Below are 25,531 nucleotides of genomic sequence, written 5' to 3'. Positions count from 1 at the left end.
ACGCACCCGTCGACGAACGCGGACACACCCGTCCTAAAGTACGGGCGTTCGAGCGCCGATCAGCTCCCCGCCGCATGGGCGGCCGCGTCGCGGCGCTGCGCCCGCAGCGCCCGCGCCGTGTCGTCGCGGGCCTCCAGCACCAGGCGCCGCAGCGCGGGAGCGGCCCCCTCGTGCGCGGCCAGCCAGGCGTCCGTCCGCTCCAGCACGTCCCGGTCGTCCTGGAGCGCGGGGAACAGGCCACGGACGACCGACATGCCGATCTCGATGGAACGCTCGGCCCACACCCGCTCGATCACCTCGAAGTACCGCGGCGCGTACGGCGCCAGCAGCTCCCGCTGCCCCGGCTGGTCGAAGCCGGAGATGGTCGCCTCCACCAGCGCGTTGGACAGGCGGTCGGAGTCCACCACGTCCGTCCACGCCCGCGCCTTGACCTCGGCCGACGGCCGCGCGGCCAGACAGCGCACCTGGTGGCGCTTGCCGGAGGCGGTGTCGTCGCGGACCAGCTCGGCCGCCAGCCGCCCCTCGTCGGCCAGTCCCTGGGAGGCCAGCGTCTCCAGGAAGGTCCAGCGCAGCTCCTGGTCGACCTCCAGCCCGTCGATCCGGCCCGTGCCCTCCAGTAGCCTGTCCAGCACCTGGAGGTCGTGCTCGTCGTGCGCGACGGCGGCGAAGAACCGCGCCCACGCGAGCTGGTGGTCGCCGCCCGGCTCCGCCTGCCGCAGATGCCGCAGCGCGCCCTGGGCGAGCAGCCGCGCGCCCTCCTCGCGCCACTCGGGCGCGACGTAGTGCACCAGGGCGGTGCGCGCCCAGGCGTGCAGCATCTGCACCACGCCGATGTCGGACTCCCGGCCGCCGAAGCGCAGCACCAGGTCGAGGAAGTCGCGGGCGGGCATCAGCGCGTCGCGCGTGAGGTTCCACAGGGCCGACCAGCACAGTGCGCGGGCCAGGTTGTCGGTGACCGAGCCCAGGTGGGAGCGGAGGGTGTCCAGGGACGCCTCGTCGAGGCGGACCTTGCAGTACGTCAGGTCGTCGTCGTTGACGAGGATCAGCTCGGGGCGCTCGGCGCCCGCCAGCTCCTCCACGACCGTCCGCACACCGGTGACGTCCACCTCCGCGCGGGCGTAGCGCTCCAGCGCGCCCCCCGCGGTCCGCCGCCGGTACAGGCCGACCGCCACCCGGTGCGGGCGCAGCACCGGATACTCCTCGGCCGCCTCCTGGACGACGGCCAGCTCGGTGATCCGGCCTGCGGAGTCGTAAGTAGCCTGCGGGGTGAGGGAGTTGACCCCGGCGGTCTGCAGCCAGGCGCGCGCCCACTCGCCCATGTCGCGCCCGGAGGTCTCCTCCAGCACCGACAGCAGGTGCTCCAGCCGCGTGTTGCCCCACTCATGGCGCTTGAAGTACCGCCGCGCGCCCTCCAGGAAGGCGTCACGCCCCACATACGCCACCAGCTGCTTGAGGACGGAGGCGCCCTTGGCGTAGGTGATGCCGTCGAAGTTGAGCTTGGCGTCCTCCAGATCACGGATGTCGGCGGTGATCGGATGGGTGGAGGGCAGCTGGTCGGCGCGGTACGCCCAGGACTTGCGCCGGTTGGCGAAGGTGATCCAGCCGTCGGTGAAGCGGGTGGCCTCGACCATCGAGAAGGAGCCCATGAAGTCGGCGAAGGACTCCTTGAGCCACAGGTCGTCCCACCACTCCATGGTGACCAGGTCGCCGAACCACATGTGCGCCATCTCGTGCAGGATGACGTTGGCCCGCCCCTCGTAGGAGGCGTCGGTCACCTTGCCGCGGAAGACGAACTCCTCGCGGAAGGTCACACAGCCCGGGTTCTCCATCGCGCCGAGGTTGTACTCGGGCACGAACGCCTGGTCGTACTTGCCGAACGGGTACGGGTAGTCGAAGTGGTCGTGGAAGAAGTCCAGGCCCTGCTTGGTGACGGTGAAGATCTCGTCGGCGTCGAAGTGGCGGGCCAGCCCCCTGCGGCACAGCGCGCCCAGCGGGATCACCAGCTCGCCGCCGCCGGGCAGCTCGCGCCGGTAGACGTCGGTGACGTGGTGGTAGGGGCCGGCGACGACGGTGGTGATGTACGTCGAGATCGGCTCCGTCGCCTCGAAGCGCCAGACGGCCGCGTCGTCCCCGGCCGGCTCCGGCTCGCCGGTGCGCGCGCCGTTGCTCAGCACCGTCCACCGCGCGGGGGCGGTGACGGTGAAGGCGAAGGGCGCCTTGAGGTCGGGCTGCTCGAAGTTCGCGAACACCCGGCGGGCGTCGGCCGGTTCGTACTGGGTGTAGAGGTAGGTCTCCCCGTCCTCGGGGTCGAGGAAGTGGTGCATCCCCTCGCCGGTGCGGCTGTACGCGCACCAGGCGTCCACGGTCAGGGTGTTCTCGGCCTCCAGGGAGTCCAGCGCGACGCGCGTGCCGTCGAAGACCTCGTCCACGTTCAGCTCGCGGCCGTTGAGCGTCACCGAGGCGACCGCCGGGGCCAGCAGGTCGGCGAAGGTCGAGGCGCCCGGCTCGGCGCAGCGGAAGCGGATGGTGGTGGTGGAGCGGAAGGTGCGCGGGCCGTCCCCGGGGTGGGGCCCGACCGCGGAGCGCAGGTCGAGCGCGACGTCGTACCCGTCCACGGTCAGCAGCCGGGCGCGCTCCCGGGCCTCGTCACGGGTCAGATTCTCACCGGGCACGGCGTGACTCCCTCGTCTCGCGTCTCGACAACGAAGGGCCAGGATTTCATGCGGCCGCGCGCCGGTGCGCAGCCGGTCGACCGGTCGGTCGGACGGGCGCGCGGTGCGGGCCGCCCGGGCCGGGAATCACCGCGCGGCCCCCGGACGTTCACACCAGGCACCCCGGCGGCCGTCCGTGCGACGGCCGCCGTCCGTGGCGCGCCGTCCGCGACGAGAAGACCCGCACGATCCGTACGACGAGGAGACCCGCATGCCCGAGACGTCCGAGACCGCGAGCAGGACCCCGGCCGACTTCTGGTTCGACCCCATCTGCCCGTGGGCCTGGATGACCTCCCGCTGGATGCTGGAGGTGGAGAAGGTCCGCCCGGTCGAGGTGCGCTGGCACGTGATGAGCCTGTCGGTGCTCAACGAGAACCGGCTGGACGAGCTGCCGCGGCAGTACGTCGATCTGATCGAGGCCGGCTGGGGCCCGGTGCGCGTGCTGACCGCCGCCGAGCAGAAGCACGGCCCCGAGGTGCTCGGCCCGCTCTACACCGCCCTGGGCACCCGCTTCCACAACCGGGGCCTGCCCAACGAGCGTGCCACGATCGTGGACGCGCTGAAGGAGGCCGGCCTTCCCGAGGAGCTGGCGGACGCGGCCGACACGGACGCCTACGACGAGCGGCTGCGCGCCTCGCACGAGGAGGGCATCGGTCTGGTGGGCCAGGAGGTCGGCACCCCGGTGATCGCCGTACCGGGTGCGGACGGGAAGCAGACCGCCTTCTTCGGCCCGGTCGTCACCCCGGCGCCCAAGGGCGAGGCGGCGGCCCGGCTGTGGGACGGCACGCTGATGGTGGCCTCCACCCCCGGCTTCTTCGAGCTGAAGCGGACCCGCACGGAGGACCCGAAGTTCGACTGAGCCGCCGGTTCCCGGCCTCGCCCCCCGGGCCCTCGTCCACCGGCGGGAACCTTCCGTACCGCCTGCCGCCCGTGACACGCGAAGGCTGAGAAGACGACCGCGCGGGCGGCGGGCGGCACGTACGGGAGCGGCGGGCCCGGCGCGGCGGGGAGGCCGTGCGGTACGCGGGCTCCGGCGCCCGTCCTTGTTGCACATTATGTGCAACAAGGACGGGCGGGCAACAGCGCGCGCCGGGGCGTACGGAGGCGCGGCGGCTACCGCCCGCGCGCCGCCCCGGCGGCAGCCCTCGCCGCGGCCCGCCGCTGCCGCACCAGCCCGACCGCCGACAGGGCCAGGGTGAGCCCGGCGGTGAACGCGAGCTGGGTGCGGGTGTCGCCCTCGCGCAGCATCAGCAGCAGCACCGCGGACACCCCGGCCAGCGACAGCCAGGTCAGCACGGGGAACAGCCACATGCGCACCACCAGCTTCTCCGGCGCCTCGCGCTCCAGCCTGCGGCGGGTGATCAGCTGGGAGACGGCGATGAAGCCCCACACCACCAGCACGGCGGCGCCGACCATGTTCAGCAGCCAGGCGAAGACGGTGTCGGGCCACCAGAAGCTCAGCAGCACGGCGAAGAACCCGAAGGCGGCCGAGGCCAGCACCGTCCGGCGCGGCACCCCGCCGCCGACCCGCCCCAGGAAGGCCGGGCCCTCGCCCCGGGCGACCAGCGAGTACGCCATCCGCGAGGCACCGTAGATGTTGGCGTTCATGGCCGACAGCAGGGCGACCAGCACCACCACGTTCATGACCTCGGCGGCGGCCGGGACGCCGATGTGCTCCAGCACGGCGGCGTACGGACCGGAGAGCACCGACTCGTCGTCCCAGGGGATCAGCGTGACGATCACCGCGATCGAGCCGACGTAGAAGACCGCGATGCGCCACATCGCCGTGCGCACGGCCCTGGCGACGCCCCGCACCGGGTCCTTCGACTCGGCCGCGGCGATGGTCACCGTCTCCAGCCCGCCGTAGGCGAAGACCGAGGCCAGCAGGCCGACGACCAGGCCCTCCGCGCCGTTGGGCAGGAAGCCGCCCTGCCCGGTGAGGTTGCCCAGACCGGGGGAGGGGGTGGAGGGCAGCAGGCCCGAGACGGCCACCAGGCCCAGGACGATGAACAGGACGATCGCGGCGACCTTCAGCGCGGCGAACCAGAACTCGTACTCGCCGAAGTTCCGCACGGCCAGCAGGTTGCTGCCGGTGAACGCCGCCATGAAGACGGCCACCCACAGCCACTGCGGGGTGCCCGGGAGCCAGCCCGCCATGATCGTCGCCGCGCCCAGCGCCTCCACGGCGACGGCCACGCACAGCAGCACCCAGAAGATCCACCCGGCGGTGAAGCCGGCCCACGGACCGATCGCGCGCTCGGCGTGCACGGAGAAGGAACCGGAGGCGGGGTGGGCGGCGGACATCTCGCCGAGCATCCGCATCACCAGCATCACCAGCAGCCCGGAGGCGGCGTAGGCCAGGACGATGGACGGGCCCGCGGCGGCGATGCCCGCACCGGAGCCGACGAAGAGGCCCGCGCCGATCACGCCGCCGAGGGCGATCATCGACAGATGGCGCTGTTTGAGGCCGTGGGAGAGGGCGGAGTGCTCGGTGCCGTCCGCCTCCCGGCGGGGGGAGGCGGTGGTCTTCACATCGGGCGTGCCGGACATGGGGAAGGTGCCGTCCAGGGGATCGGGGGGAGGAGGGGGGGAAGCGGAACATTCGGCTCCGCACTCGGTCAGTGTGGGCGCCCGACCCGGTCCGCGGCAACGTCCCCCGCCCCACTGTCCGATATGCGGACACCTTGGCCGCTCCGTGCGCCGGCCGTCGGCACGCGCCGCTCCAGGCGCTCTCCAGCCGCCTCCCACAAGCTGGACCTGCCCTTCTTTGTCGTCAATCTCACGGGGGCTTTGGGGCTAACGTCGGTTAACGTCGGGGCGTCCCCCGAAGTCCTCACGAGACCGGAGCCGTGATGAGCACCTCTGCCACCACCACAGCCACCGTCCGCCCGGGCGCCGTCCTCGCCGACGTCCTGCCCGCCTCCACCGCGGCCCGCGCCCGCCTGCGCGACGTGGCGCTGGTGCTCGGCGGCGCCGCGCTCACCGGAGTGGCCGCGCAGCTCGCGGTCCCCGTGCCGGGCTCGCCCGTCCCCGTCACCGGCCAGACCTTCGCCGCCCTGCTGCTCGGCGCCGGCCTGGGACCCCGCCGCGCCCTGGCCTCCATGGGGCTGTACGCCGCCGCGGGCGTGGCCGGGATGCCGTGGTTCGCCGAGGGCGCCTCCGGCGCCGCGATGCCCTCCTTCGGCTACATCATCGGCATGCTGCTGGCCGCCGTCGCCGTCGGCGCCCTGGCCCGCCGCGGCGGTGACCGCGGCGCACTGCGCACCGCCGGGACCATGGCCGTGGGCACCGCGATCATCTACGCCGTCGGCGTCCCCTACCTGGCGCTGGCCACGGGCATGTCCATCGGCCAGGCCGTCGCGGCCGGCCTGGTGCCCTTCCTGATCGGCGACGCGCTCAAGGCGGCCCTGGCCATGGGAGCCCTCCCCACGGCCTGGAGGCTGGTCGGGCGCAAGTCCTGACCCGGGCCTGAATAGACTTCCGTCCCATGCGCGTGTACCTCGGCTCCGACCATGCCGGCTACGAACTGAAGAACCACCTCGTCCAGTGGCTGAAGGAGGCCGGGCACGAGCCCGTCGACTGCGGCCCCCACATCTACGACGCGGCCGACGACTACCCGCCCTTCTGCCTGCGCGCCGCGGAGCAGACGGCCGACGACGAGGACTCCCTGGGCATCGTCATCGGCGGCTCGGGCAACGGCGAGGCCATCGCCGCCAACAAGGTCAAGGGGGTGCGGGCCGCGCTGGCGTGGAGCGTGGAGACCGCCAGGCTGGGCCGGGAGCACAACGACGCCAACGTGATCAGCGTCGGCGCCCGGATGCACACCGCCGAGGAGGCCGTCTCCTTCGTGCAGGCCTTCCTCGACACCCCGTTCTCCGGCGACGAGCGGCACATCCGCCGTATCGACATGCTCTCGTCGTACGAGCGGACCGGGAACCTCCCGCCCGTCCCCGCCCACCACCCCCAGCAGGACTGAACCCGCGAGGACTGAACCGCACCCGTGCCGGAAGGCCACACCATCCACCGGCTGGCCGCCGACCTCGACGAGAGGTTCGGCGGCCGGCCCGTCCACGCCTCCAGCCCCCAGGGCCGCTTCGAAGACGGGGCCGCCCTCGTCGACGGCCGGACGATGGGCGGCGCCGACGCCCACGGCAAGCACCTCTTCCTCGGCTTCCCCCATACCCCGGACGAGGCCGACGGCGAGTGGATCCACATCCACCTGGGCCTGTACGGCTCCTTCGCCCTCGGCGAGGGGGCACCCCCCGCCCCCGTCGGGCAGATACGCCTGCGCCTGGCCACCGCGAAGGCGCCCCTGGCCTACGCCGACCTGCGCGGACCCAGCACCTGCGAACTGCTCACCGCGGCGGAGAAGGACGCGGTCACCGACCGCCTGGGCCCCGACCCGCTGCGCCCCGACGCCGACCCCGGGAGGGCCTGGGCGCGGATCTCCCGCAGCCGCACCACGTTCGCCGCGCTGCTGATGGACCAGAAGGTCGTCGCGGGCGTCGGCAACGTCTACCGCGCCGAGGTCCTCTTCCGGCACAACATCGACCCCTACCGGGCGGGCAGGGACCTCACCCGGGCCGAATGGGAGTCGGTCTGGGCGGACCTGACCGGGCTGATGCGCGAGGGCGTACGGAACAACCGCATCGACACCGTACGGCCCGAGCACACCCCCGAGGCCATGGGCCGCCCGCCGCGCGTGGACGACCACGGCGGCGAGGTGTACGTCTACCGCCGGGCCGGGATGCCCTGCCACATCTGCGGCGAGGAGATCCGCACCGCCCCGCTCGCCGCCCGCAACCTGTTCTGGTGCCCCGGTTGCCAGAAGCCCTGACCCGCCGCCGGGCCCGCCTCGCCCACCGGGCCACCGGGTCCACCGGCCCACCAGTGGGCCCGAGCCGTCAGAAGCCGTGCGGCAGCCACGGAGCGACGGGCCAGGAGAACGCGGTCGCGGCCCCGGCCAGCGCCCCGGGACGCAGCTCCCGCACCCGTCCGGCGCCCGCCAGCGCGGCCAGGGACGTACCGCCCAGATAGACCTCGCCCAACTCCCTCGCGCTCAGCGCCAGTTCGGCCGCGTCACCGGTGCGCTCGCAGGACGCGCCCGAGGCGTCGCCGGTCAGCCGCCAACGCCCCGTGTTCCAGGGGCAGAAGGAGTCCTCCACCTCCAGCACCACGTCCACCGGCGCCGCGTAGCGGCGGGCCGCCAGCGCCGCGCCCACCTCCACCGGACGCAGATGCAGCAGGTCGCGCAGACCGAGCTCGCACCGCCGGATGTCGCTGACCAGGTGGAGCAGCGGATCGTCCACCGGGCGGGACTTCGCCTCCACCGTCGAGGTCAGATCGATCTCGAACAGGAAGCGCCACAGCGCCGCGTACGCCGCCGGGTCCGGCGCCTCCAGATCGTGCACCACCACCGTGCCCTTCGGCCCGGCCGCGTCCCACTCCGGCTTGACGGCGTAGCGGGCGTATCCGCGCAACTCGCCGTCCGCCTCGGCCAGCACACAGCGCAGCGCCGACGCGCCCTCCCGCCAGCCCTCGGGATCCAGCACCCCCTGCCGCTCCCAGCCCGGGCGCCGCTCCAGCATGCCGGGCCGGGAAGGCACCAGGCGGGCGTACAGCTTCTCGCACTCCTCCAGCGATCCGGCCGGGTCGGCGTTCCGCAGCCGGACCCCGTCCGCACCCGGCGGCACCGCCAGGCGCACCCGGGCCGTGTCGATCCGCGCGCGCAGGTGGCGGGCGGCGACGCCGTACCCGAAGCGCCCGTAGATCGCCGGCTCCGAGGCGGTCAGCACCGCCAGCGGCTCCCCGGCCGCCCGTACGTCGTCCAGCTGCCGCCGCATCATGGCGGTCAGGATGCCGCGCCGCCGGTGCGTGGCGGCCACACTGACCATCGACAGCCCGCCGGTGGGCACGATCGCGCCACCGGGAACCGACATGCGGAAGGAGAGCGTGCCGGCCGTACCGACGATCTCCTCCCCGTCCCGGACGGCGACCGCCCGTTCGAACTCCGTCAGCTCCCGCCACAGCGCCCGGGCCTCGGGCGGCTCGGACTCCCCGAAGGCGAGTTCGAGCTTGCCGTACCAGTCGTCCCATTCCCTGGGGCGCAGCGTCCGCATATCCGTACTCGTCATGCGCTCATCCCTATCAGGGAGGCGGGAGCGGGGCGACTGGTTATCGAACACCGCTTCAGGTCACCCCATATCGGGAATCGACGGACCCCCGAACGGGTGGATAAGGTCCCTGACATGGCAGGTCGCACGGGCAACACCCTCCCCGCGCCCCGGTTGTACCAGGCCCGCAAGGCCGTCCACCGGGCCCGCACGGTCCTGCGCCGCTCCGCCGTCGACTACTTCCGCGGCGAGGGGTCCGACTGGATCGCCTTCGCCGCCCTGCTCGCCACCGTCCCCGCCCTCGCCTACGCCACCGCCGCCGAGCCGCTGTGGTTCGCGCCCGAGGCACTGGTGCTGCCGGTCATCGCGGGCGGCCTGCTGCTGCGCCCGGCCAGCCTGCTGGTCCTGTACGCCGCCGCGGCCGGCGCCCTGATCGTGGAGGCCACCGCGCTCGGCCCGTACACGGCCGGGCCCGGCCGCGTCACACCGGGGACGGTCCTGGTGGTGGGCGCGGTCGGGCTCTCCGGGCTGCTGATCGCCCAGTTCCGCAGCCGGGTCGGCGTTCCCTGGCGGCGCGGCAACACCATGCTGTTCGACCTGCGCGAACGCATCCGCGTCCAGAGCAAGCTGCCGAAGCTGCCCGCGGGCTGGCACCGGGAGATGGCGCTGCGCCCGGCGGGCGGGCAGTCCTTCTCCGGTGACTTCGTCGTCGCCACCCTCACCGGGCCCGACCGCCGCACCCTGGAGGCCGTCCTCACCGACGTCTCCGGCAAGGGCATGGACGCGGGCTCCCGCGCGCTGCTGCTGTCCGGCGCCTTCGGCGGACTGCTGGGCTCCCTGCCCCCGCACGCCTTCCTCCCGGCCGCCAACGACTACCTGCTGCGCCAGGACTGGCAGGAGGGCTTCGCGACCTCCGTGCACCTCGTCCTCGACCTCGACAGCGGCGACTACGAGCTGTTCTCCGCGGGCCATGTGCCGGCCCTCCAGCTCAACGCCGGCAGCGGCCGCTGGGAGGAGAAGAACGCCGATGGACCGCTCCTGGGCGTCTACGACGGCGCCCGGTTCGACCCGGTCAAGGGCAGCCTGCGCCCCGGCGACGTCCTGATGCTCTTCACCGACGGCCTGGTGGAGACCGCCGAGAGGGAGCTGGCCGAGGGCATCGACCGGCTGACGGGAGAGGCCGACCGCTATGTCGTCGCAGGCTTCGAGGGGGCCGCCTGGCATCTGATCGAGGCCGTCGCCCGCGACGTCAACGACGACCGGGCCCTGCTGCTGATCCGCCGTGACTGACAGCACGACCGGCACGACCGGCACGGCGGGCACGGCGGGCACGACCGGCGGGCCGCGCTGGCCGGTCACCGAGGCCGAGGCGGTGGCCGAGCAGGAGCGCATCCGGGCCGCGGCCGACCCGGTGGGCCCGGGACCGGCGCCGGGGCGGGCGCGCCGGATCGCCGGGGTCGACGTCACCTATGACGAGGACAGCGACCTGCTGGTCGCGGCGGCCGTGGTGCTGGACGCGGAGAGCCTGGAGGTACTGGAGGAGTCCGTCCACACCGGCCGCAGCCGCTTCCCGTACATCCCCGGCCTGCTCGCCTTCCGCGAGCTGCCGCCGGTACTGGCCGCGCTGGAGAAGCTCGGCACGTCACCCGATCTGGTGGTCTGCGACGGCTACGGCTACGCGCACCCCCGGCGGGCCGGGCTGGCGGTGCATCTGGGCGTGCTGACCGGGCTGCCGTGCTTCGGGGTCGCCAAGTCGCCCTTCGTCTTCGACCACACCGAGCCGGGACCGCGGCGGGGCGACACCTCGCCGCTGCTGGACCGGAGCTCCACCCCGGCCGAGACCGTGGGCCGCGCGCTGCGCACCCGGCCCGGCGTCAGACCGGTCTTCGTCTCCGCCGGGCACGGGATCGGACTGGACCACGCCTGCGCCCACACCCTGCGCCTCACCCCCCGCTACCGGCTGCCGGAGACGACGCGCGGCGCCGACGGACTCAGCCGCAGGGTCCTGAGGGAGATCAGGCAGGGTCTGCGGGAGCCGTACGGCGCAGCGGAGCGGTGAGATCCCGGGCGGACGGTCAGCGCGAGCCGGACGTCCCGGCCGCCCGGGCTGTCCCGGAGGACACCGCCGTCCCGGAGGACACCGCCGTCCCGGACGAGTCGGCGGACTCGGCGGACTCGGCCGGTGCGGCGGAGCGCTGCCGCGCCGCCTCGGCGGCGTCGCGCTTGAAGAGCCAGTCCATCCTGGGCTCCATCGCGAACCGGAACGTCCGCCGCACCGGCGAGGTGCACAGCAGCGCCGCCAGGGCCGCGGCGCCGATCGTCAGCACGACGATGCCGGCCGGAGTGGTGATCCACGGGAACGCGTCGTACCACCCGAAGATCCGCGAGGCCTGCACCAGGAAACCGTGCAGCAGGTAGGCGTACAGCGTCCCCGCGCCCAGCGCGGTGAACCACATGTGGCGCCGGGGGACCCAGACGAGGAAACAGACCGTCAGCACCAGCGAGCAGGCGAACATCGCCAGCTTCATGGCGATGCCGATCCACCAGGGCACGCCGAGTTCCTGGCCGCTGCTGTTGTGGTAGAACCACTCGAAGTTCATCCGGGGTCCCGACCAGTAGGCGAAGACCAGTGCCGCGGCGGCCACGGGGACGCTCAGCAGCCGCACCTCGCGCCGCCGCACGCGCTCGAAGTGCTCGGGGCGCAGACAGAGGCCGAGGACGAAGAACGGCAGGAGTTGCAGCACCCGCTGGAGGTCCAGGTCGTTGCCGATGTCGGGCGATACGGAGGCCAGCAGGGCGATGCCCAGGGCCACCGGCAGAGGCCTGCGCAGCGCCTTCCAGACGGGCGTCGTCAGCCGCCACACGAACAGCGCGATCAGGAACCAGGTCAGGTACCAGGGATCGAGCAGGCTTATGGGGTGCTCGGGGGAGTCCGCCGCCTTCCTGAACAGGCTGTAGGCGGTCTCGAAGATCAGATACGGCACCAGTACGCCGGTCACCAGCCGCCGCACCCGGCTCGGGCGCATGTCGAAGCCGCGGGAGAAGTAGCCGGAGACGACGATGAAGGCCGGCATGTGGAAGGCGTACACGAAGTTGTAGGCCGCCAGCACCGCCCGGGAGTCGTCGATCACCGGCCGCCAGGCGTGTCCCACCACGACCAGCGCGATCGCCAGGAACTTGGCGTTGTCGAAGAAGGCGTCCCGCTGCTTGGCCCCTCCCGCTCCGCCTCCCGGCCCGGGCCGGGAGGCCTTTGATGCGGACGGCGCGGACGGTGTGGACGGCGCGGCCGCGTCGGGTCCGGTGGGAGGGAGCGGGGAGCGCTCATGGCCGACTTGGAACATCTGCCGCACCTTAGTGGGAGCCCGTCCGGAGGTAAATCCGGGAAGGCCTCACCGCCCCCGTAACGGGAATTGCGACCGGTGTCCTCCGGGCGGTCCGCAGTCGGTGACTTCTTCCGGAGGGTGTCCGTTAAGCTCCATTGATCCGTTCTTTCATCCACCCATACCGGACTTATCGCCCGGATTCCTGCCGCTCTTTTCCTCGGGGGTGTTTCTCCGCCCGACGCGGTGCACGCCACCGCTCAATTCCAAAGGTGAAGTAATTGGGAATGTTCTCGGAAGATCCGATCCGAAGCACCGGTGTACGGCACACCGACCCGGTCGGCGCCCGGCGAGGCGCTCCGGCGGACCCTGTCCGCTGACACGCCCGGAGCTCGCCGTTCCTTCACCTGCCTCCACTGGCACGGCAGTTGGTGGCACGATGGTCACGCCGGGGACGCGGTGGAGGGTCCCCGGGCCGGCGTGGCCGGCGCAGAGGCGTTGCGACCGAGGGTGTGATCAGTTGTGGCCATTTCACTGTCTGTGGTGCTGCTCTTGGCGATCATCATGGTCGTTCTCATGCGCAGCGGCTCACTGAAGGCGGGGCCCGCGCTCGTCGCGATCCTCTTCGGCTTCTTCCTGGCCTCCACGGGCATCGCCCCGTCGATCAACCGCTTCCTCGACTCGCTCGCCGAGTCGATCAACCAGATCACCTTCTGAGCGGCGCCCGGAAAGCGGGCGCGGAAACCGGCAGAAGCGGAACGGCCCGGTCCTCATCGAGGACCGGGCCGTTCCGCAACCGGAGCGGGCGACGGGAATCGAACCCGCGTAGCCAGTTTGGAAGACTGGGGCTCTACCATTGAGCTACGCCCGCAGCGCCGCCGTCGTTCACGGGGCAGACAGATCATACAGATCGCCACCGGCCGACCGTGAACCGTGTGCGGCACGCTCCGCATCGTACGGCATGTACTCTACGTGTCGCACGGACGGGGTGTGGCGCAGCTTGGTAGCGCGTCCGCTTTGGGAGCGGAAGGCCGTCGGTTCGAATCCGGCCACCCCGACCACGTACTATGAAAGACGCGCCTGTCTGTGTCGTGTCTGCGTGCGGGGCGCCCCACAAGAAGTACGAAGTCCCAGCAGTCAGCCCCCAAGGAGACCGACCGTGAAGAGCGCCGTGGAGACCCTGAACCCCACCCGGGTTCGGCTCACTGTCGAGGTGCCCTTCGAGGAGCTCAAGCCCAGCCTCGACGCGGCGTACAAGAAGATCAACCAGCAGGTCACCGTGCCCGGCTTCCGCAAGGGCAAGGTCCCCGCCAGGGTGATCGACCAGCGGTTCGGCCGGGGCGCGGTCCTGGAGGAGGCCGTCAACGACGCGCTTCCCAAGCTCTACCAGGACGCCGTCGAGGAGGGTGAGCTGAGCCCGCTCGGCCAGCCCGAGGTCGACATCACCGAGCTCAAGGACAACGAGCTCCTCGCGTTCACCGCCGAGGTGGACGTCCGTCCCTCCATCGAGATCCCGGACTACTCCGGCATCGAGGTCACCGTCGACGCCGTCGAGGTCACCGACGAGGACGTGGACAAGTCGGTCGAGCAGCTCCGTGAGCGCTTCGCCTCCACCACCGTCGTCGAGCGCGCCGCCGCCGAGGGCGACGTCGTCAAGATCGACCTGGAGGCCAGCGTCGACGGCGAGGTCCTGGAGGACGGCGTCGCCGAGGGCATCGACTACACGATCGGCTCCGGTGAGCTGCTGGACGGTATCGACGAGGCCGTCACCGGCCTGGAGGCCGGCGGTTCCGCGACCTTCACCTCCGAGCTCAAGGGCGGCTCCGCCGCGGGCCGCGAGGCCGAGGTCAAGGTGGACGTCACCTCCGTCTCCGCCCGTGAACTGCCCGAGCTGGACGACGACTTCGCCCAGATGGCCAGCGAGTTCGACACCCTCGAGGAGCTGCGGGCCGACAGCCGCAAGCGCCTGGAGCGGACGAAGAAGTACGACCAGGCCACCCAGGCCCAGGAGAAGGTGCTCGACGCGCTGATCTCCCTGGCCGAGGTCCCGGTCCCGGAGAAGCTCCTCCAGGACGAGATCAACACCCGCAAGCACAACCTGGTCAACCACCAGCTCTCGCAGCTCGGCATGGACCTCGCGGCCTACCTGAAGATGCAGGAGAAGTCCGAGGAGGAGTTCGAGAACGAGCTCAAGGAGCAGGCGGAGAAGGGCATCCGGACCCAGTTCATCCTCGACGAGCTGGTCAACAAGGAGAAGCTGAACGTCAACCAGGAGGAGCTCACCGAGCACCTCATGCGGCGCGCCCAGTCCTCCGGCATGAGCCCCGACCAGTTCGCCCAGGCCGTCGTCGAGGGCGGCCAGGTGCCGATGCTCGTCGGCGAGGTCGCCCGCGGCAAGGCGCTCGCGGTCGTCGTCGAGGCCGCCAAGGTCACCGACACCAACGGCGAGGCCGTCTCCATGGAGGACGAGGAGGACGGTGAGGAGTCCGGCGAGGCCGCCGACGCCTCCGCCGAGTCCGCCGCAGCCGCCGACGCCTCCGCCGAGTCCGCCGGGCAGAGCGACGAGAAGTCCGAGGGCTGACCGGAGGGGCCCGCCCCACGACCGGCCGAACGGGCCCGCACGCGACACCGCGTGCGGGCCCGTTCACGTACGGCGGAACACGCCCGTTCCACCTGCGGGAACGCTCCCTGCGCTAACAGCGAACAGCTCTCGGACCGGGATGGCGCAGTCGGACCCGCGCGTTAGGGTCCAAGTACAGACGAAGACCCCAGAGGCGGCCCTGCGGCAGACGCGGCCGTCCGTACACGAGCAGGTGGACACGTGACGCTTCCGATGCCTTCCGCCGCCACCGAGCCGACCATCGGTGGCCTCGGCGACCAGGTCTACAACCGGCTGCTCAACGAGCGGATCATCTTCCTCGGCCAGCCGGTCGACGACGACATCGCCAACAAGATCACCGCTCAGCTGCTCCTCCTGGCCGCTGACCCGGACAAGGACATCTACCTCTACATCAACAGCCCGGGCGGCTCGATCACGGCCGGCATGGCGATCTACGACACCATGCAGTACATCAAGAACGACGTGGTGACCATCGCCATGGGCCTGGCCGCCTCCATGGGCCAGTTCCTGCTGAGCGCCGGCACTCCCGGCAAGCGCTTCGCCCTGCCGAACGCGGAGATCCTCATCCACCAGCCCTCCGCGGGCCTGGCGGGCTCGGCCTCGGACATCAAGATCCACGCCGAGCAGCTGCTGCGCACCAAGAAGAAGATGACCAAGCTGTCCGCGCTGCACACCGGCCAGAGCGAGGAGCAGTGGACCCATGACGCCGACCGCGACCGCTGGTTCACCGCCCAGGAGGCCAAGGAGTACGGCCTGATCGACGAGGTCTACGGCTCCGCCACGCAGCTTCCGGGCGGCGGCGGCACGGGCGCGTGAGCGCCTGACGCCCCGCAGCTCGACACCGCAGCCAGTCCATCTCTCCAGAACGGTGTACAGCCACATGAACAGTCAGCACAGCTTCCCCGGGGCCGGGATCCACGACCGCATCGAGACCCGCTACACCGGGCCGGCGGCCGAGTCCCGCTACGTCGTTCCGCGTTTCGTGGAGCGCACCTCGCAGGGCGTGCGGGAGTACGACCCGTACGCCAAGCTCTTCGAGGAGCGCGTGATCTTCCTCGGCGTGCAGATCGACGACGCCTCCGCCAACGACGTCATGGCGCAGCTGCTGTGCCTGGAGTCGATGGACCCCGACCGTGACATCTCGGTCTACATCAACAGCCCCGGCGGCTCCTTCACGGCGCTGACGGCCATCTACGACACGATGCAGTTCGTCAAGCCGGACATCCAGACCGTCTGCATGGGCCAGGCGGCCTCCGCCGCGGCCGTGCTGCTCGCCGCCGGCACCCCCGGCAAGCGGATGGCGCTGCCCAACGCGCGGATCCTGATCCACCAGCCCTACAGCGAGACCGGCCGGGGCCAGGTCTCCGACCTGGAGATCGCCGCCAACGAGGTGCAGCGGATGCGCACCCAGCTGGAGGAGATGCTCGCCAAGCACTCCAGCAAGTCGATCGAGCAGATCAGCCAGGACATCGAGCGCGACAAGATCCTCACCGCCGAGGAGTCGCTGGAGTACGGCCTGATCGACCAGATCATCTCCACCCGCAAGACCTCGGTGGGGCTGGGCTGAGCCCGCGGATTCTCCCGAACATTTCCGCCCCCCTCGGGTCGAGTCGGTCCGAGGGGGGCCCATTCAGGGGGCCGGGCAAGGTACCGTCATAGGGGGTCCGGGGGCCGCCCCCGCCAAGGCCCAGAGCAAGCACCCGGGTTCGTGGAACTCGACGGATCCCAGGCGAAGGAGAAGCACCTCGTGGCACGCATCGGTGACGGCGGCGATCTGCTCAAGTGCTCGTTCTGCGGCAAGAGCCAGAAGCAGGTGAAGAAGCTCATCGCGGGGCCGGGCGTCTACATCTGCGACGAGTGCATCGACCTCTGCAACGAGATCATCGAGGAAGAGCTCGCCGAAACCTCCGAGATGCGCTGGGACGAACTGCCCAAGCCGCGTGAGATCTACGAGTTCCTCGAGGGGTACGTCGTCGGCCAGGAGGCCGCCAAGAAGGCCCTCTCCGTCGCTGTCTACAACCACTACAAGCGGGTGCAGGCCGGCGAGAACGGCGGTTCGCAGGGCCGTGACGACGGCATCGAGCTGGCCAAGTCCAACATCCTCCTGCTGGGCCCCACCGGCTCCGGCAAGACGCTGCTGGCGCAGACCCTCGCCCGGATGCTGAACGTCCCCTTCGCCATCGCCGACGCCACCGCCCTGACCGAGGCCGGCTATGTGGGCGAGGACGTCGAGAACATCCTGCTGAAGCTGATCCAGGCCGCCGACTACGACGTGAAGAAGGCCGAGACCGGGATCATCTACATCGACGAGATCGACAAGGTCGCCCGCAAGAGTGAGAACCCGTCGATCACCCGCGACGTCTCCGGCGAGGGCGTGCAGCAGGCGCTGCTGAAGATCCTGGAGGGCACCACCGCCTCCGTGCCGCCGCAGGGCGGCCGCAAACACCCCCACCAGGAGTTCATCCAGATCGACACCACGAACGTGCTGTTCATCGTGGGCGGCGCCTTCGCCGGGCTGGAGAAGATCATCGAGTCCCGGGCGGGAGCCAAGGGCATCGGCTTCGGCGCCACGATCCGCTCCAAGCGCGAGATCGAGGCCAGCAACCAGTTCGAGGACGTCATGCCCGAGGACCTGGTCAAGTTCGGCATGATCCCGGAGTTCATCGGCCGTCTGCCGGTCATCACCTCCGTCCACAACCTCGACCGCGAGGCCCTGCTGAAGATCCTGGTCGAGCCGCGCAACGCGCTGGTCAAGCAGTACCAGCGGCTCTTCGAGCTCGACGGTGTGGAGCTGGACTTCGACCGCCCGGCGCTGGAGGCCATCGCCGACCAGGCGATCCTGCGCGGGACCGGGGCGCGCGGTCTGCGCGCGATCATGGAGGAGGTCCTGATGTCGGTGATGTACGAGGTGCCCTCGCGCAAGGACGTGGCACGTGTGGTGATCACCGAGGACGTCGTCCACTCCAACGTCAACCCCACCCTGGTGCCCCGCTCCCGCGGTGAGCGCGACCAGGGCCAGGGGCCGCGCGAGAAGAGCGCCTGAGCGGCGCGCCGCGCGGACGCGCGGCATGTGAACATGCGGGCTGGGGCCGCCCGGAATCCGGGCGGCCCCAGCCCGCATGCGCGTGTCGGGGCGCGCCGTGCGGGTGTCACTCGATCTCGACGCGCGCCTTGCTGTGCAGTTCCGTGGCCAAGTCGGCGGCATCGCCGATCGGCGCCCCACCCTTGCCGCTGAGGAACGCCGAGATGTCGGCCAGGGACACCGCGCCGACGGTGCTGTAGTCGGCCCAGACACAGAAGGGGATGGTCGCCCTCTTGCCGCTTCCCAGTCCGGCGGAGGAAGCACTGGTGAACTCGGCCTCCTGGCACTTCATCACAGCGTTCTCCAGCCCTTCGGGGGACACCTCCTCCGGTTCGCCGATCAGTGTGACCTTCGCGTCCCCCTCCTCGGGGGAATCCTCGTCGGCGCCCTCGGAGAGGGTCGCGAACAGCGCGTCGACGGCTGCTTCCGGGTTCTTCACCTCGCCCCACACCCCGTTGAAGGACAGGGCCATACCGGTGGTGGGGTTGGGATCGTCGACGTCGCCGGTGAAGTACTCGGCGTTGACTTCCTCGGCGTCGGAGACGCCAACCTTTTCCAGTTCCTTGAGGTCGTCCGAGTCGAACCCGTCCGGGTCGCCGGACGGTGTCTTCCTGTACTCGCCGGCCACCGTCGCGGGGAGCACGAGCTTGTACCGCTTGCCGTCGTCGGCGATGTCGCCGCCGCCGTCGGAGAAGACGAAGTAGCCGCCCACCGCCAGGCCGACGACCGCGAGGACGGCCACCAGGGCGCCGATCGTCCTGCCCTTGCCGCCGCCGCCCGGCGGGGGCGGGGGCACGTAGCCGCCGGGCTGCTGCGGGTAACCCGGCTGTCCCCAGCCGCCCTGCTGGGGGAAGCCCGGTTGGGGCTGACCGGGCTGACCGGGCTGCTGCGGGTACCCGTACCCCGGCTGCCCCTGCGGCGGCATGCCCGGCTGCTGCGGATAGCCGTACCCCGGCTGAGGGCCGCCGCCGTACGGCGGTTGCGGCTGCTGACCGTACGGACCGGGCTGTGGCGGCGGCTGGTTGTGACTCACGCTGGGGCTCCCCCTTGATCGGACACGTTCATCTATGAGCGGTCCCATCCTCGCGGACCCCGGCGCTCCCCCGTCACCCGGACCCCCAAACCGGTTCGAGACCGCCGCTCGGCCGCCCGTACACTGGCCGTCGTGACCGAGAACACTCAGCAGAGCCCGACCCCCGCGGGGGCGGAGCCTTCGAACAGCGCCCATGCCGACCTGCCGACTCAGTACGTCCCGGCCGAGGTGGAGGAGAAGCTGTACGAGCGCTGGGTAGAGCGCGGTTACTTCGAGGCGGACGCGGGGAGCGACAAGCCGTCGTACACGGTCGTCATCCCGCCGCCCAACGTCACCGGCAGTCTGCACCTGGGCCACGCCTTCGAGCACACGCTGATCGACGCCCTCACCCGCCGCAAGCGGATGCAGGGCCACGAGACGCTGTGGCAGCCCGGCATGGACCACGCCGGCATCGCCACCCAGAACGTCGTCGAGCGAGAGCTGGCCAAGGAGGGCAAGTCCCGCCACGATCTGGGCCGCGAGGCGTTCGTGGAGCGGGTGTGGCGGTGGAAGTCGGAGTCCGGCGGCCAGATCTCCGGCCAGATGCGGCGGCTGGGCGACGGCGTCGCCTGGTCGCGTGAGCGCTTCACCATGGACGAGGGGCTCTCCCGCGCCGTCCAGACGATCTTCAAGCGGCTCTACGACGACGAGCTGATCTACCGCGCCGAGCGGATCATCAACTGGTGCCCACGCTGTCTGACGGCCATCTCCGACATCGAGGTGGAGTACGCCGACCAGGACGGCGAGCTGGTCTCGATCCGTTACGGCGAGGGCGACAACTCCATCGTCGTGGCCACCACCCGCGCCGAGACGATGCTCGGCGACACCGCCGTGGCCGTCCACCCCGACGACGAGCGCTACACCCACCTCGTCGGCACCGAGATCGAACTGCCGCTCACCGGCCGGCGTATCCCGGTCGTCGCCGACGAGCACGTGGACCCCGAGTTCGGCACGGGCGCCGTCAAGGTCACCCCGGCGCACGACCCGAACGACTTCGAGATCGGCCGCCGCCACGACCTGCCGGGCATCACGGTCATGGACGAGCACGCGGTCATCACCGCCCACGGTCCGTTCCAGGGACTGGACCGGCTGGAGGCGCGTTCGGCGGTCGTCGGCGCGCTGCGCGCCGAGGGGCGCATCGTCGCCGAGAAGCGCCCCTACATCCACTCCGTCGGCCACTGCTCGCGCTGCAAGACGACCATCGAGCCGCGGCTGTCGATGCAGTGGTGGGTGAAGGTCGGCCCGCTGGCGAAGGCCGCCGGCGACGCGGTGCGCGACGGCCGGGTCACCATCCACCCCAAGGAGATGGAGTCCCGCTACTTCGGCTGGGTCGACAACCTCCACGACTGGTGCATCTCCCGCCAGCTGTGGTGGGGCCACCGCATCCCGGTCTGGTACGGCCCGAACGGCGAGACCGTCTGCGTCGGACCGGACGAGGAGCCTCCCGGAGGCGAGGGCTGGCACCAGGACAGCGATGTGCTGGACACCTGGTTCTCCTCCGGCCTGTGGCCGTTCTCCACCCTCGGGTGGCCGGAGAAGACCGAGAGCCTGGAGAAGTTCTATCCGAACTCCGCGCTGGTCACCGGCTACGACATCCTCTTCTTCTGGGTCGCCCGGATGATGATGTTCGGCCTGTACGCGATGGACGGCACCCCGCCGTTCCGCCAGATCGTGCTGCACGGCATGGTCCGCGACCAGTTCGGCAAGAAGATGTCGAAGTCCTTCGGCAATGCGGTCAACCCGCTGGACTGGATGGACACCTACGGTTCCGACGCGCTGCGCTTCACCCTCGCGCGCGGCGCCAACCCCGGTGTCGACGTCCCCATCGGCGAGGACTGGGTCCAGGCCTCCCGCAACTTCGCCAACAAGGTCTGGAACGCCACCCGCTTCGCGCTGATGAACGGCGCCACGGTCGAGGGCGACCTGCCCGCGCCCGGGGAGTTGTCGGCGACCGACCGCTGGATCCTCTCCCGGCTGAACACGGTCGTGGCCGAGGTGGACGCCCACTACGACGACTACCAGTTCGCCAAGCTCTCCGACCTGCTCTACCACTTCGCGTGGGACGAGGTCTTCGACTGGTACGTCGAGCTGTCCAAGACCACCTTCACCGCGGGCGGCGACGCGGCCCGCGCCTCCGCCCGCGTCCTGGGCGAGGTCCTGGACACCACGCTGCGGCTGCTCCACCCGGTGATGCCGTTCGTCACCGAGACGCTGTGGACGACGCTGACGGGCGGGGAGTCCGTGGTGATCGCCGACTGGCCGTCCGACTCCGGCTTCCGCGACACCGCGGCCGAGCGGGAGATCGCCACGCTCCAGCAGGTGATCACCGAGGTCCGCCGCTTCCGCGCCGACCAGGGCCTCCAGCCCGGCCAGCGCGTCCCGGCCCGCCTCACCCTGGACGGGACGGCGCTGGCCGTCCACGAGGCGGCCATCCGCTCCCTGCTGCGTCTGCAGCCGGCCGGCGAGGACTTCCGGACCACCGCGTCCCTGCCGGTGGCGGGCGCGAAGGTGGAGCTGGACCTGTCCGGCGCGATCGACTTCGCCGCCGAGCGCAAGCGTCTGGCCAAGGACCTGGCGGCGGCCGAGAAGGAGCTGACGCAGACCACGGCCAAACTCGGCAACGAGGGTTTCCTGGCCAAGGCCCCCGACCACGTGGTCGACAGGATCCGCACCCGCAGGGAGCAGGCCGAGGCGGACATCGCCCGGATCTCCGCCCAGCTGGAGGCACTGCCCCAGGGCTAGAAAGCCCGCGGGCGGGGTGGAACGACAGGCACGACGAGACGGCGGTGGCCGCCGCGCCCGGCCCGGGCGCGGCGGCCACCGCCGTCTCCGTACACTGAAACGGTGAGTGAGCAGCCCCCGCACGACCCGCACGAAGGCCCCGGCGACGCCTCCGGTCAGGAGGGGGAGCACGGCGATCCCCTGGAGCGGTTCGACGAGATCATCGACGCCGAGACCGACCGCGACCCCGATCTCGCCGTGATCGAGGCCGGCAGCCGCACCCTGCGCACCCAGGCCGGTCCGACCGGGGGCGGCGAGCTGCCGACCCGGCCCGAGGACCCGGACCTGGACCGGGCGCTGCGGGCGGTGGAGGCCGAGCTGGTGGGGCGGTGGCCCGAGACGAGGCTGGAGCCGTCCCTGACGCGGATCGCCGCGCTGATGGACGTACTCGGCGAGCCGCAGCGCTCCTACCCCTCCATCCACATCACCGGCACCAACGGCAAGACCACCACGGCCCGGATGATCGAGGCGCTGCTGGGCGCCTTCGACCTGCGCACCGGCCGCTACAGCAGCCCGCACGTCCAGGCGATGACCGAGCGGGTCAGCCTGGACGGCGCGCCGATCTCCGCCGAGCGGTTCATCGAGACGTACGAGGACCTGCGGCCGTACGTGGAGATGGTGGACGCCGCCCAGGAGCACCGGCTGTCGTTCTTCGAGGTCATGACGGGCATGGCGTACGCGGCCTTCGCCGACGCGCCCGTGGACGTGGCGGTCGTCGAGGTCGGCATGGGCGGGAGCTGGGACGCCACCAACGTGATCGACGCGTCCGTCGCCGTCGTCACCCCGATCGCCCTGGACCACACCGACCGGCTGGGCGACACACCCGAGAAGATCGCCGGGGAGAAGTCCGGCATCGTCAAGCGGGACGCCACCGTCGTGTTGGCCCAGCAGCCGGTCGAGGCCGCCTCGGTCGTACTGCGCAGGGCCGCGGAGATGGACGCCACCGTCGCCCGCGAGGGCCTGGAGTTCGGCGTCGTCTCCCGCGAGGTCGCCGTCGGCGGGCAGCTGCTGACGCTGCGCGGTCTGGGCGGGGAGTACCCGGAGGTCTTCCTGCCGCTGCACGGCGCCCACATGGCACACAACGCCGCCGTGGCGCTGGCGGCCGTCGAGGCGTTCTTCGGCATCGGCTCCCGGCACGCCCGCACCCTGGACATCGACGCCGTGCGCACCGCCTTCGCCGCCGTGGCGTCCCCGGGACGGCTGGAGGTGGTGCGCCGCAGCCCCACGGTGGTGCTGGACGCCGCGCACAACCCCGCGGGCGCCCAGGCGACGGCCGCCGCGGTCACCGAGGCGTTCGGCTTCAGCCGCCTGGTCGGCGTGGTCGCCCCCAGCGCCGAGAAGGACGTGAAGGGGCTGCTGGAGGCGTTCGAGCCGGTCTTCGCCGAGGTCGTGCTCACCCGCAACTCCACCCCCCGCGCCATGGACGTGGACGAGCTCGCCGCGCTGGCCGTGGAGGTCTTCGGCGAGGAGCGGATCCAGGTCGAACCCCGGCTGGACGACGCGCTGGAGGCGGCCATCACCCTGGCCGAGGAGGAGGGCGAGTACGCCGGTGCGGGCGTACTGGTCACCGGCTCGGTCCTCACCGTCGGCGAGGCCCGGCTGCTGCTCGGAAAGGACAGGTGACACACGGTGCGTACGCTCTGCGCGTCCACGCTCGTCGGCGAGTTCCTCGTCATCGGCTTCGCCTCCCTGGTGGCGATGCGGCTGGGGGAGCTGCCCACGGGGACGGTGTGGGCCGTCGGCGGCACGGCGATGGCGCTGTGTCTGCTGCTGTGCGGGATGCTCGGCCGGCCCGGCGCGCTCCAGCTCGGCTGGGCGCTGCAGATCGGCCTGATCGCCTCCGGTTTCGCCGTCCCGGCGATGTTCTTCCTCGGCGCCGTCTTCGCCGGGCTGTGGTGGGCGTCCATCCACTTCGGCCGGGTGATCGACGAGGCGAAGGCCCGAAGGGCCGCGGGAGTCGGCACCGCCTGACCCGCACCGCGTGACGGGTGCCGACGGGGCGCGGGCGGGCTCCCTGTAGCCTCTGAGCACTTGTGAAAGCCCATACCTCACGTGAGTGAAAGTCCCAAGGAGCAGCCGACCATGAGCCAGCGCACCCTCGTCCTCCTCAAGCCCGACGCGGTCAGGCGGGGCCTGATCGGCGAGATCGTCGGGCGCATCGAACGCAAGGCCGGCTGGACGATCGACGCGATGGAGCTGCGCACGCTGGACCGGGCCACCCTGGAGCGGCACTACGCCGAGCACGTCGGCCGCCCGTTCTACGAGCCGCTGATGGAGTTCATGGCCTCCGGCCCGTCCGTGGCGATGGTCGTCGAGGGCGAGAGGGTGATCGAGGGGGTGCGCGCCCTGGTGGGTCCGACCGACCCGATCGCCGCGGCGCCCGGCTCCATCCGAGGGGATTTCGGAACGATCGTGCGTGAGAACCTTGTCCACGCCTCGGACTCCGAGGAGTCCGCCGAACGGGAGCTGAAGATCTTCTTCCCCTCGCACCTCTGACGGAGTATCAGAAGTGTGAACCTCTTGACCTGGGGCGATCGATGGAATTCGATCGCCCCAGGCGAATTCGCCCTCCACTCGGGGGAACGAATCACCCGGACGCGACGTCACCACATACGGGGATGAACCGCGTTCCGCCGACAATGACGGAGGAGGAACCCTCTCACCGCGTTCGAAGGAGCGCGACTACGATGGAAACTTCTCCGGGCCCCGCAGCGCACGCTGTCGTCCTCCCCTCACATCGCTCCAGTCGGAAGGCCTGACGTATCCTCATGGCGAACAACATGTCGTTCATCGGCCGTGACATGGCTGTCGACCTCGGGACCGCCAACACGCTGGTGTACGTCAGGGGTCGCGGGATCGTCCTCAACGAGCCATCGGTCGTCGCCATCAACACCAACACCGGCGGAATCCTCGCGGTCGGCGCCGAGGCGAAGAAGATGATCGGCCGCACCCCGGGCAACATCGTGGCGGTCCGTCCCCTCAAGGACGGGGTGATCGCGGACTTCGAGATCACCGAGCGGATGCTCCGCTACTTCATCCTCAAGATCCACAAGCGGCGCTACCTCGCGCGGCCCCGGGTGGTCGTGTGCGTCCCCTCCGGTATCACCGGTGTCGAGCGACGCGCGGTCATCGAGGCCTCCACCCAGGCCGGCGCCCGCCAGGTGCACATCATCGAGGAGCCGATGGCGGCCGCCATCGGCTCGGGGCTGCCGGTCCACGAGGCGACGGGCAACATGGTGGTCGACATCGGCGGCGGCACCACCGAGGTGGCCGTGATCTCCCTGGGCGGGATCGTCACCGCGCAGTCCATCCGGGTGGCGGGCGACGAGCTGGACAACGCGATCATCCAGCACATCAAGAAGGAGTACAGCCTCCTGCTGGGCGAGCGCACGGCCGAGAGCATCAAGATCACGATCGGCTCGGCGTACGACATGGAGGACGACGAGCACACCGAGATCCGCGGCCGGGACCTGGTCAGCGGACTGCCCAAGACCGTGGTCATCTCGGCCACCGAGGTCCGCAAGGCCATCGAGGAGCCCGTCAACTCCATCGTGGACGCGGTCAAGACCACCCTCGACAAGTGCCCGCCCGAGCTCTCCGGCGACATCATGGACCGCGGCATCGTCCTCACCGGCGGCGGCGCCCTGCTGCGCGGCCTGGACGAGCGGCTGCGGCGCGAGACGGGCATGCCCATCCACATCGCCGAGGACCCGCTGGACTCGGTGGCGCTGGGCTCGGGCAAGTGCGTCGAGGAGTTCGAGGCGCTCCAGCAGGTGCTCGACGCCCAGCCGCGGCGGTGACGCCGGGCCGGGCCGGCTCCCGCCGCGCCGCC

21 protein-coding genes and 2 tRNA genes are annotated in these 25,531 nt (G+C 71.3%); 17 read left to right on the top strand and 6 right to left on the bottom strand.

Annotated elements, in window-relative coordinates:
- Positions 1-59 precede the first annotated feature (59 nt).
- On the bottom strand, positions 60-2,672 hold the full coding sequence (gene pepN / locus BM237_RS09710) for an aminopeptidase N (protein ID WP_093849141.1): 2,613 nt from the start codon (positions 2,670-2,672) through the stop codon (positions 60-62).
- Between the two features lie 250 nt (positions 2,673-2,922).
- Here pepN and BM237_RS09705 point away from each other — a divergent pair, with 250 nt between their 5' ends.
- The gene (locus tag BM237_RS09705; protein ID WP_093849140.1) at positions 2,923-3,570 is read left to right on the top strand and encodes a mycothiol-dependent nitroreductase Rv2466c family protein; all 648 of its coding nucleotides are present in this window, start codon (positions 2,923-2,925) and stop codon (positions 3,568-3,570) included.
- 254 nt (positions 3,571-3,824) lie between these two features.
- Here the strand turns inward: BM237_RS09705 and BM237_RS09700 are convergent, their stop codons facing one another.
- A complete protein-coding gene (locus tag BM237_RS09700) occupies positions 3,825-5,261 on the bottom strand; it encodes an amino acid permease (protein WP_093849139.1) in 1,437 nt (478 codons plus the stop codon).
- A 302-nt stretch (positions 5,262-5,563) separates the two neighbouring features.
- Between BM237_RS09700 and BM237_RS09695 the strand changes: the two genes are divergently transcribed.
- Genes BM237_RS09695 through BM237_RS09685 form a run of 3 tightly spaced genes read left to right on the top strand, consistent with a single transcriptional unit; the run spans position 5,564 to position 7,548 of the window.
- Complete coding sequence (locus BM237_RS09695; RefSeq protein ID WP_093849138.1) at positions 5,564-6,172, top strand: biotin transporter BioY; 609 nt, start codon at positions 5,564-5,566, stop codon at positions 6,170-6,172.
- A 26-nt stretch (positions 6,173-6,198) separates the two neighbouring features.
- Positions 6,199-6,687, top strand: coding sequence for a ribose-5-phosphate isomerase (locus BM237_RS09690; protein WP_093849137.1), 489 nt, complete (start codon positions 6,199-6,201; stop codon positions 6,685-6,687).
- Positions 6,688-6,711: 24 nt separating this feature from the next.
- Positions 6,712-7,548, top strand: a complete 837-nt coding sequence (locus BM237_RS09685) for an Fpg/Nei family DNA glycosylase (protein WP_093849136.1) — start codon at positions 6,712-6,714, stop codon at positions 7,546-7,548.
- A 67-nt stretch (positions 7,549-7,615) separates the two neighbouring features.
- Here the strand turns inward: BM237_RS09685 and BM237_RS09680 are convergent, their stop codons facing one another.
- Entirely contained in the window at positions 7,616-8,845 is a 1,230-nt protein-coding gene (locus BM237_RS09680; RefSeq protein ID WP_245793516.1) for a GNAT family N-acetyltransferase, read from the bottom strand.
- Positions 8,846-8,959: 114 nt separating this feature from the next.
- Between BM237_RS09680 and BM237_RS09675 the strand changes: the two genes are divergently transcribed.
- Together BM237_RS09675 and BM237_RS09670 are read left to right on the top strand one after the other, a co-directional pair.
- A complete protein-coding gene (locus BM237_RS09675) occupies positions 8,960-10,114 on the top strand; it encodes a PP2C family protein-serine/threonine phosphatase (RefSeq protein WP_175540946.1) in 1,155 nt (384 codons plus the stop codon).
- The gene (locus BM237_RS09670) at positions 10,107-10,883 is read left to right on the top strand and encodes an endonuclease V (RefSeq protein ID WP_093849133.1); all 777 of its coding nucleotides are present in this window, start codon (positions 10,107-10,109) and stop codon (positions 10,881-10,883) included. The genes BM237_RS09675 and BM237_RS09670 overlap by 8 nt, the downstream gene beginning before the upstream one ends.
- A 16-nt stretch (positions 10,884-10,899) precedes the next feature.
- On the opposite strand, the gene BM237_RS09665 is transcribed toward BM237_RS09670, so the two are convergent.
- Positions 10,900-12,165, bottom strand: coding sequence for an acyltransferase family protein (locus BM237_RS09665; RefSeq protein WP_093849132.1), 1,266 nt, complete (start codon positions 12,163-12,165; stop codon positions 10,900-10,902).
- A gap of 501 nt (positions 12,166-12,666) precedes the next feature.
- Between BM237_RS09665 and BM237_RS09660 the strand changes: the two genes are divergently transcribed.
- Entirely contained in the window at positions 12,667-12,861 is a 195-nt protein-coding gene (locus tag BM237_RS09660; RefSeq protein WP_093654442.1) for a hypothetical protein, read from the top strand.
- Between the two features lie 83 nt (positions 12,862-12,944).
- Here the strand turns inward: BM237_RS09660 and BM237_RS09655 are convergent.
- Positions 12,945-13,015 (bottom strand) — tRNA-Gly (locus BM237_RS09655).
- A 113-nt stretch (positions 13,016-13,128) separates the two neighbouring features.
- On the opposite strand from BM237_RS09655, the gene BM237_RS09650 reads away from it, so the two are divergent.
- The 5 genes from BM237_RS09650 to clpX all read left to right on the top strand — a co-directional run bounded on the left by BM237_RS09650 (position 13,129) and on the right by clpX (position 17,807).
- Positions 13,129-13,205: transfer RNA gene (locus BM237_RS09650), tRNA-Pro, on the top strand.
- Between the two features lie 98 nt (positions 13,206-13,303).
- Positions 13,304-14,725: a trigger factor gene (gene tig, locus BM237_RS09645; RefSeq protein WP_093849131.1), complete on the top strand. Its 1,422-nt coding sequence runs from the start codon at positions 13,304-13,306 to the stop codon at positions 14,723-14,725.
- Positions 14,726-14,977: 252 nt separating this feature from the next.
- Positions 14,978-15,580 (top strand): ATP-dependent Clp protease proteolytic subunit, encoded by a 603-nt coding sequence (locus BM237_RS09640; protein WP_093849130.1) that lies wholly within the window; start codon positions 14,978-14,980, stop codon positions 15,578-15,580.
- 64 nt (positions 15,581-15,644) lie between these two features.
- Positions 15,645-16,331 (top strand): ATP-dependent Clp protease proteolytic subunit, encoded by a 687-nt coding sequence (locus tag BM237_RS09635; RefSeq protein ID WP_093849129.1) that lies wholly within the window; start codon positions 15,645-15,647, stop codon positions 16,329-16,331.
- Positions 16,332-16,511: 180 nt separating this feature from the next.
- Positions 16,512-17,807: an ATP-dependent Clp protease ATP-binding subunit ClpX gene (gene clpX / locus BM237_RS09630; RefSeq protein WP_093849128.1), complete on the top strand. Its 1,296-nt coding sequence runs from the start codon at positions 16,512-16,514 to the stop codon at positions 17,805-17,807.
- 106 nt (positions 17,808-17,913) lie between these two features.
- Here the strand turns inward: clpX and BM237_RS09625 are convergent, their stop codons facing one another.
- Positions 17,914-18,879 carry a hypothetical protein gene (locus tag BM237_RS09625; RefSeq protein ID WP_093849127.1) on the bottom strand — a complete coding sequence of 322 codons (966 nt, stop codon included), beginning with the start codon at positions 18,877-18,879 and terminating at the stop codon, positions 17,914-17,916.
- 132 nt (positions 18,880-19,011) lie between these two features.
- Between BM237_RS09625 and BM237_RS09620 the strand changes: the two genes are divergently transcribed.
- The 5 genes from BM237_RS09620 (at position 19,012) to BM237_RS09600 (ending at position 25,499) form a co-directional block, all read left to right on the top strand.
- Positions 19,012-21,660, top strand: coding sequence for a valine--tRNA ligase (locus BM237_RS09620; RefSeq protein WP_093849126.1), 2,649 nt, complete (start codon positions 19,012-19,014; stop codon positions 21,658-21,660).
- A gap of 102 nt (positions 21,661-21,762) precedes the next feature.
- Positions 21,763-23,322, top strand: a complete 1,560-nt coding sequence (gene folC / locus BM237_RS09615) for a bifunctional tetrahydrofolate synthase/dihydrofolate synthase (protein ID WP_093849125.1) — start codon at positions 21,763-21,765, stop codon at positions 23,320-23,322.
- Positions 23,323-23,328: 6 nt separating this feature from the next.
- Positions 23,329-23,670: a DUF4233 domain-containing protein gene (locus BM237_RS09610; protein ID WP_093849124.1), complete on the top strand. Its 342-nt coding sequence runs from the start codon at positions 23,329-23,331 to the stop codon at positions 23,668-23,670.
- 111 nt (positions 23,671-23,781) lie between these two features.
- Positions 23,782-24,195, top strand: a complete 414-nt coding sequence (ndk, locus tag BM237_RS09605; protein WP_093849123.1) for a nucleoside-diphosphate kinase — start codon at positions 23,782-23,784, stop codon at positions 24,193-24,195.
- Between the two features lie 284 nt (positions 24,196-24,479).
- A complete protein-coding gene (locus tag BM237_RS09600; protein WP_093849232.1) occupies positions 24,480-25,499 on the top strand; it encodes a rod shape-determining protein in 1,020 nt (339 codons plus the stop codon).
- Positions 25,500-25,531: the final 32 nt, after the last annotated feature.

Origin of the sequence: Streptomyces mangrovi, from assembly GCF_900114215.1 — a bacterium.
GTDB classification, from domain to species: domain Bacteria; phylum Actinomycetota; class Actinomycetes; order Streptomycetales; family Streptomycetaceae; genus Streptomyces; species Streptomyces barkulensis.
The sequence above is the reverse complement of the archived record's forward strand: the minus strand, read 5'-3'. Positions and strand labels throughout refer to the sequence as shown.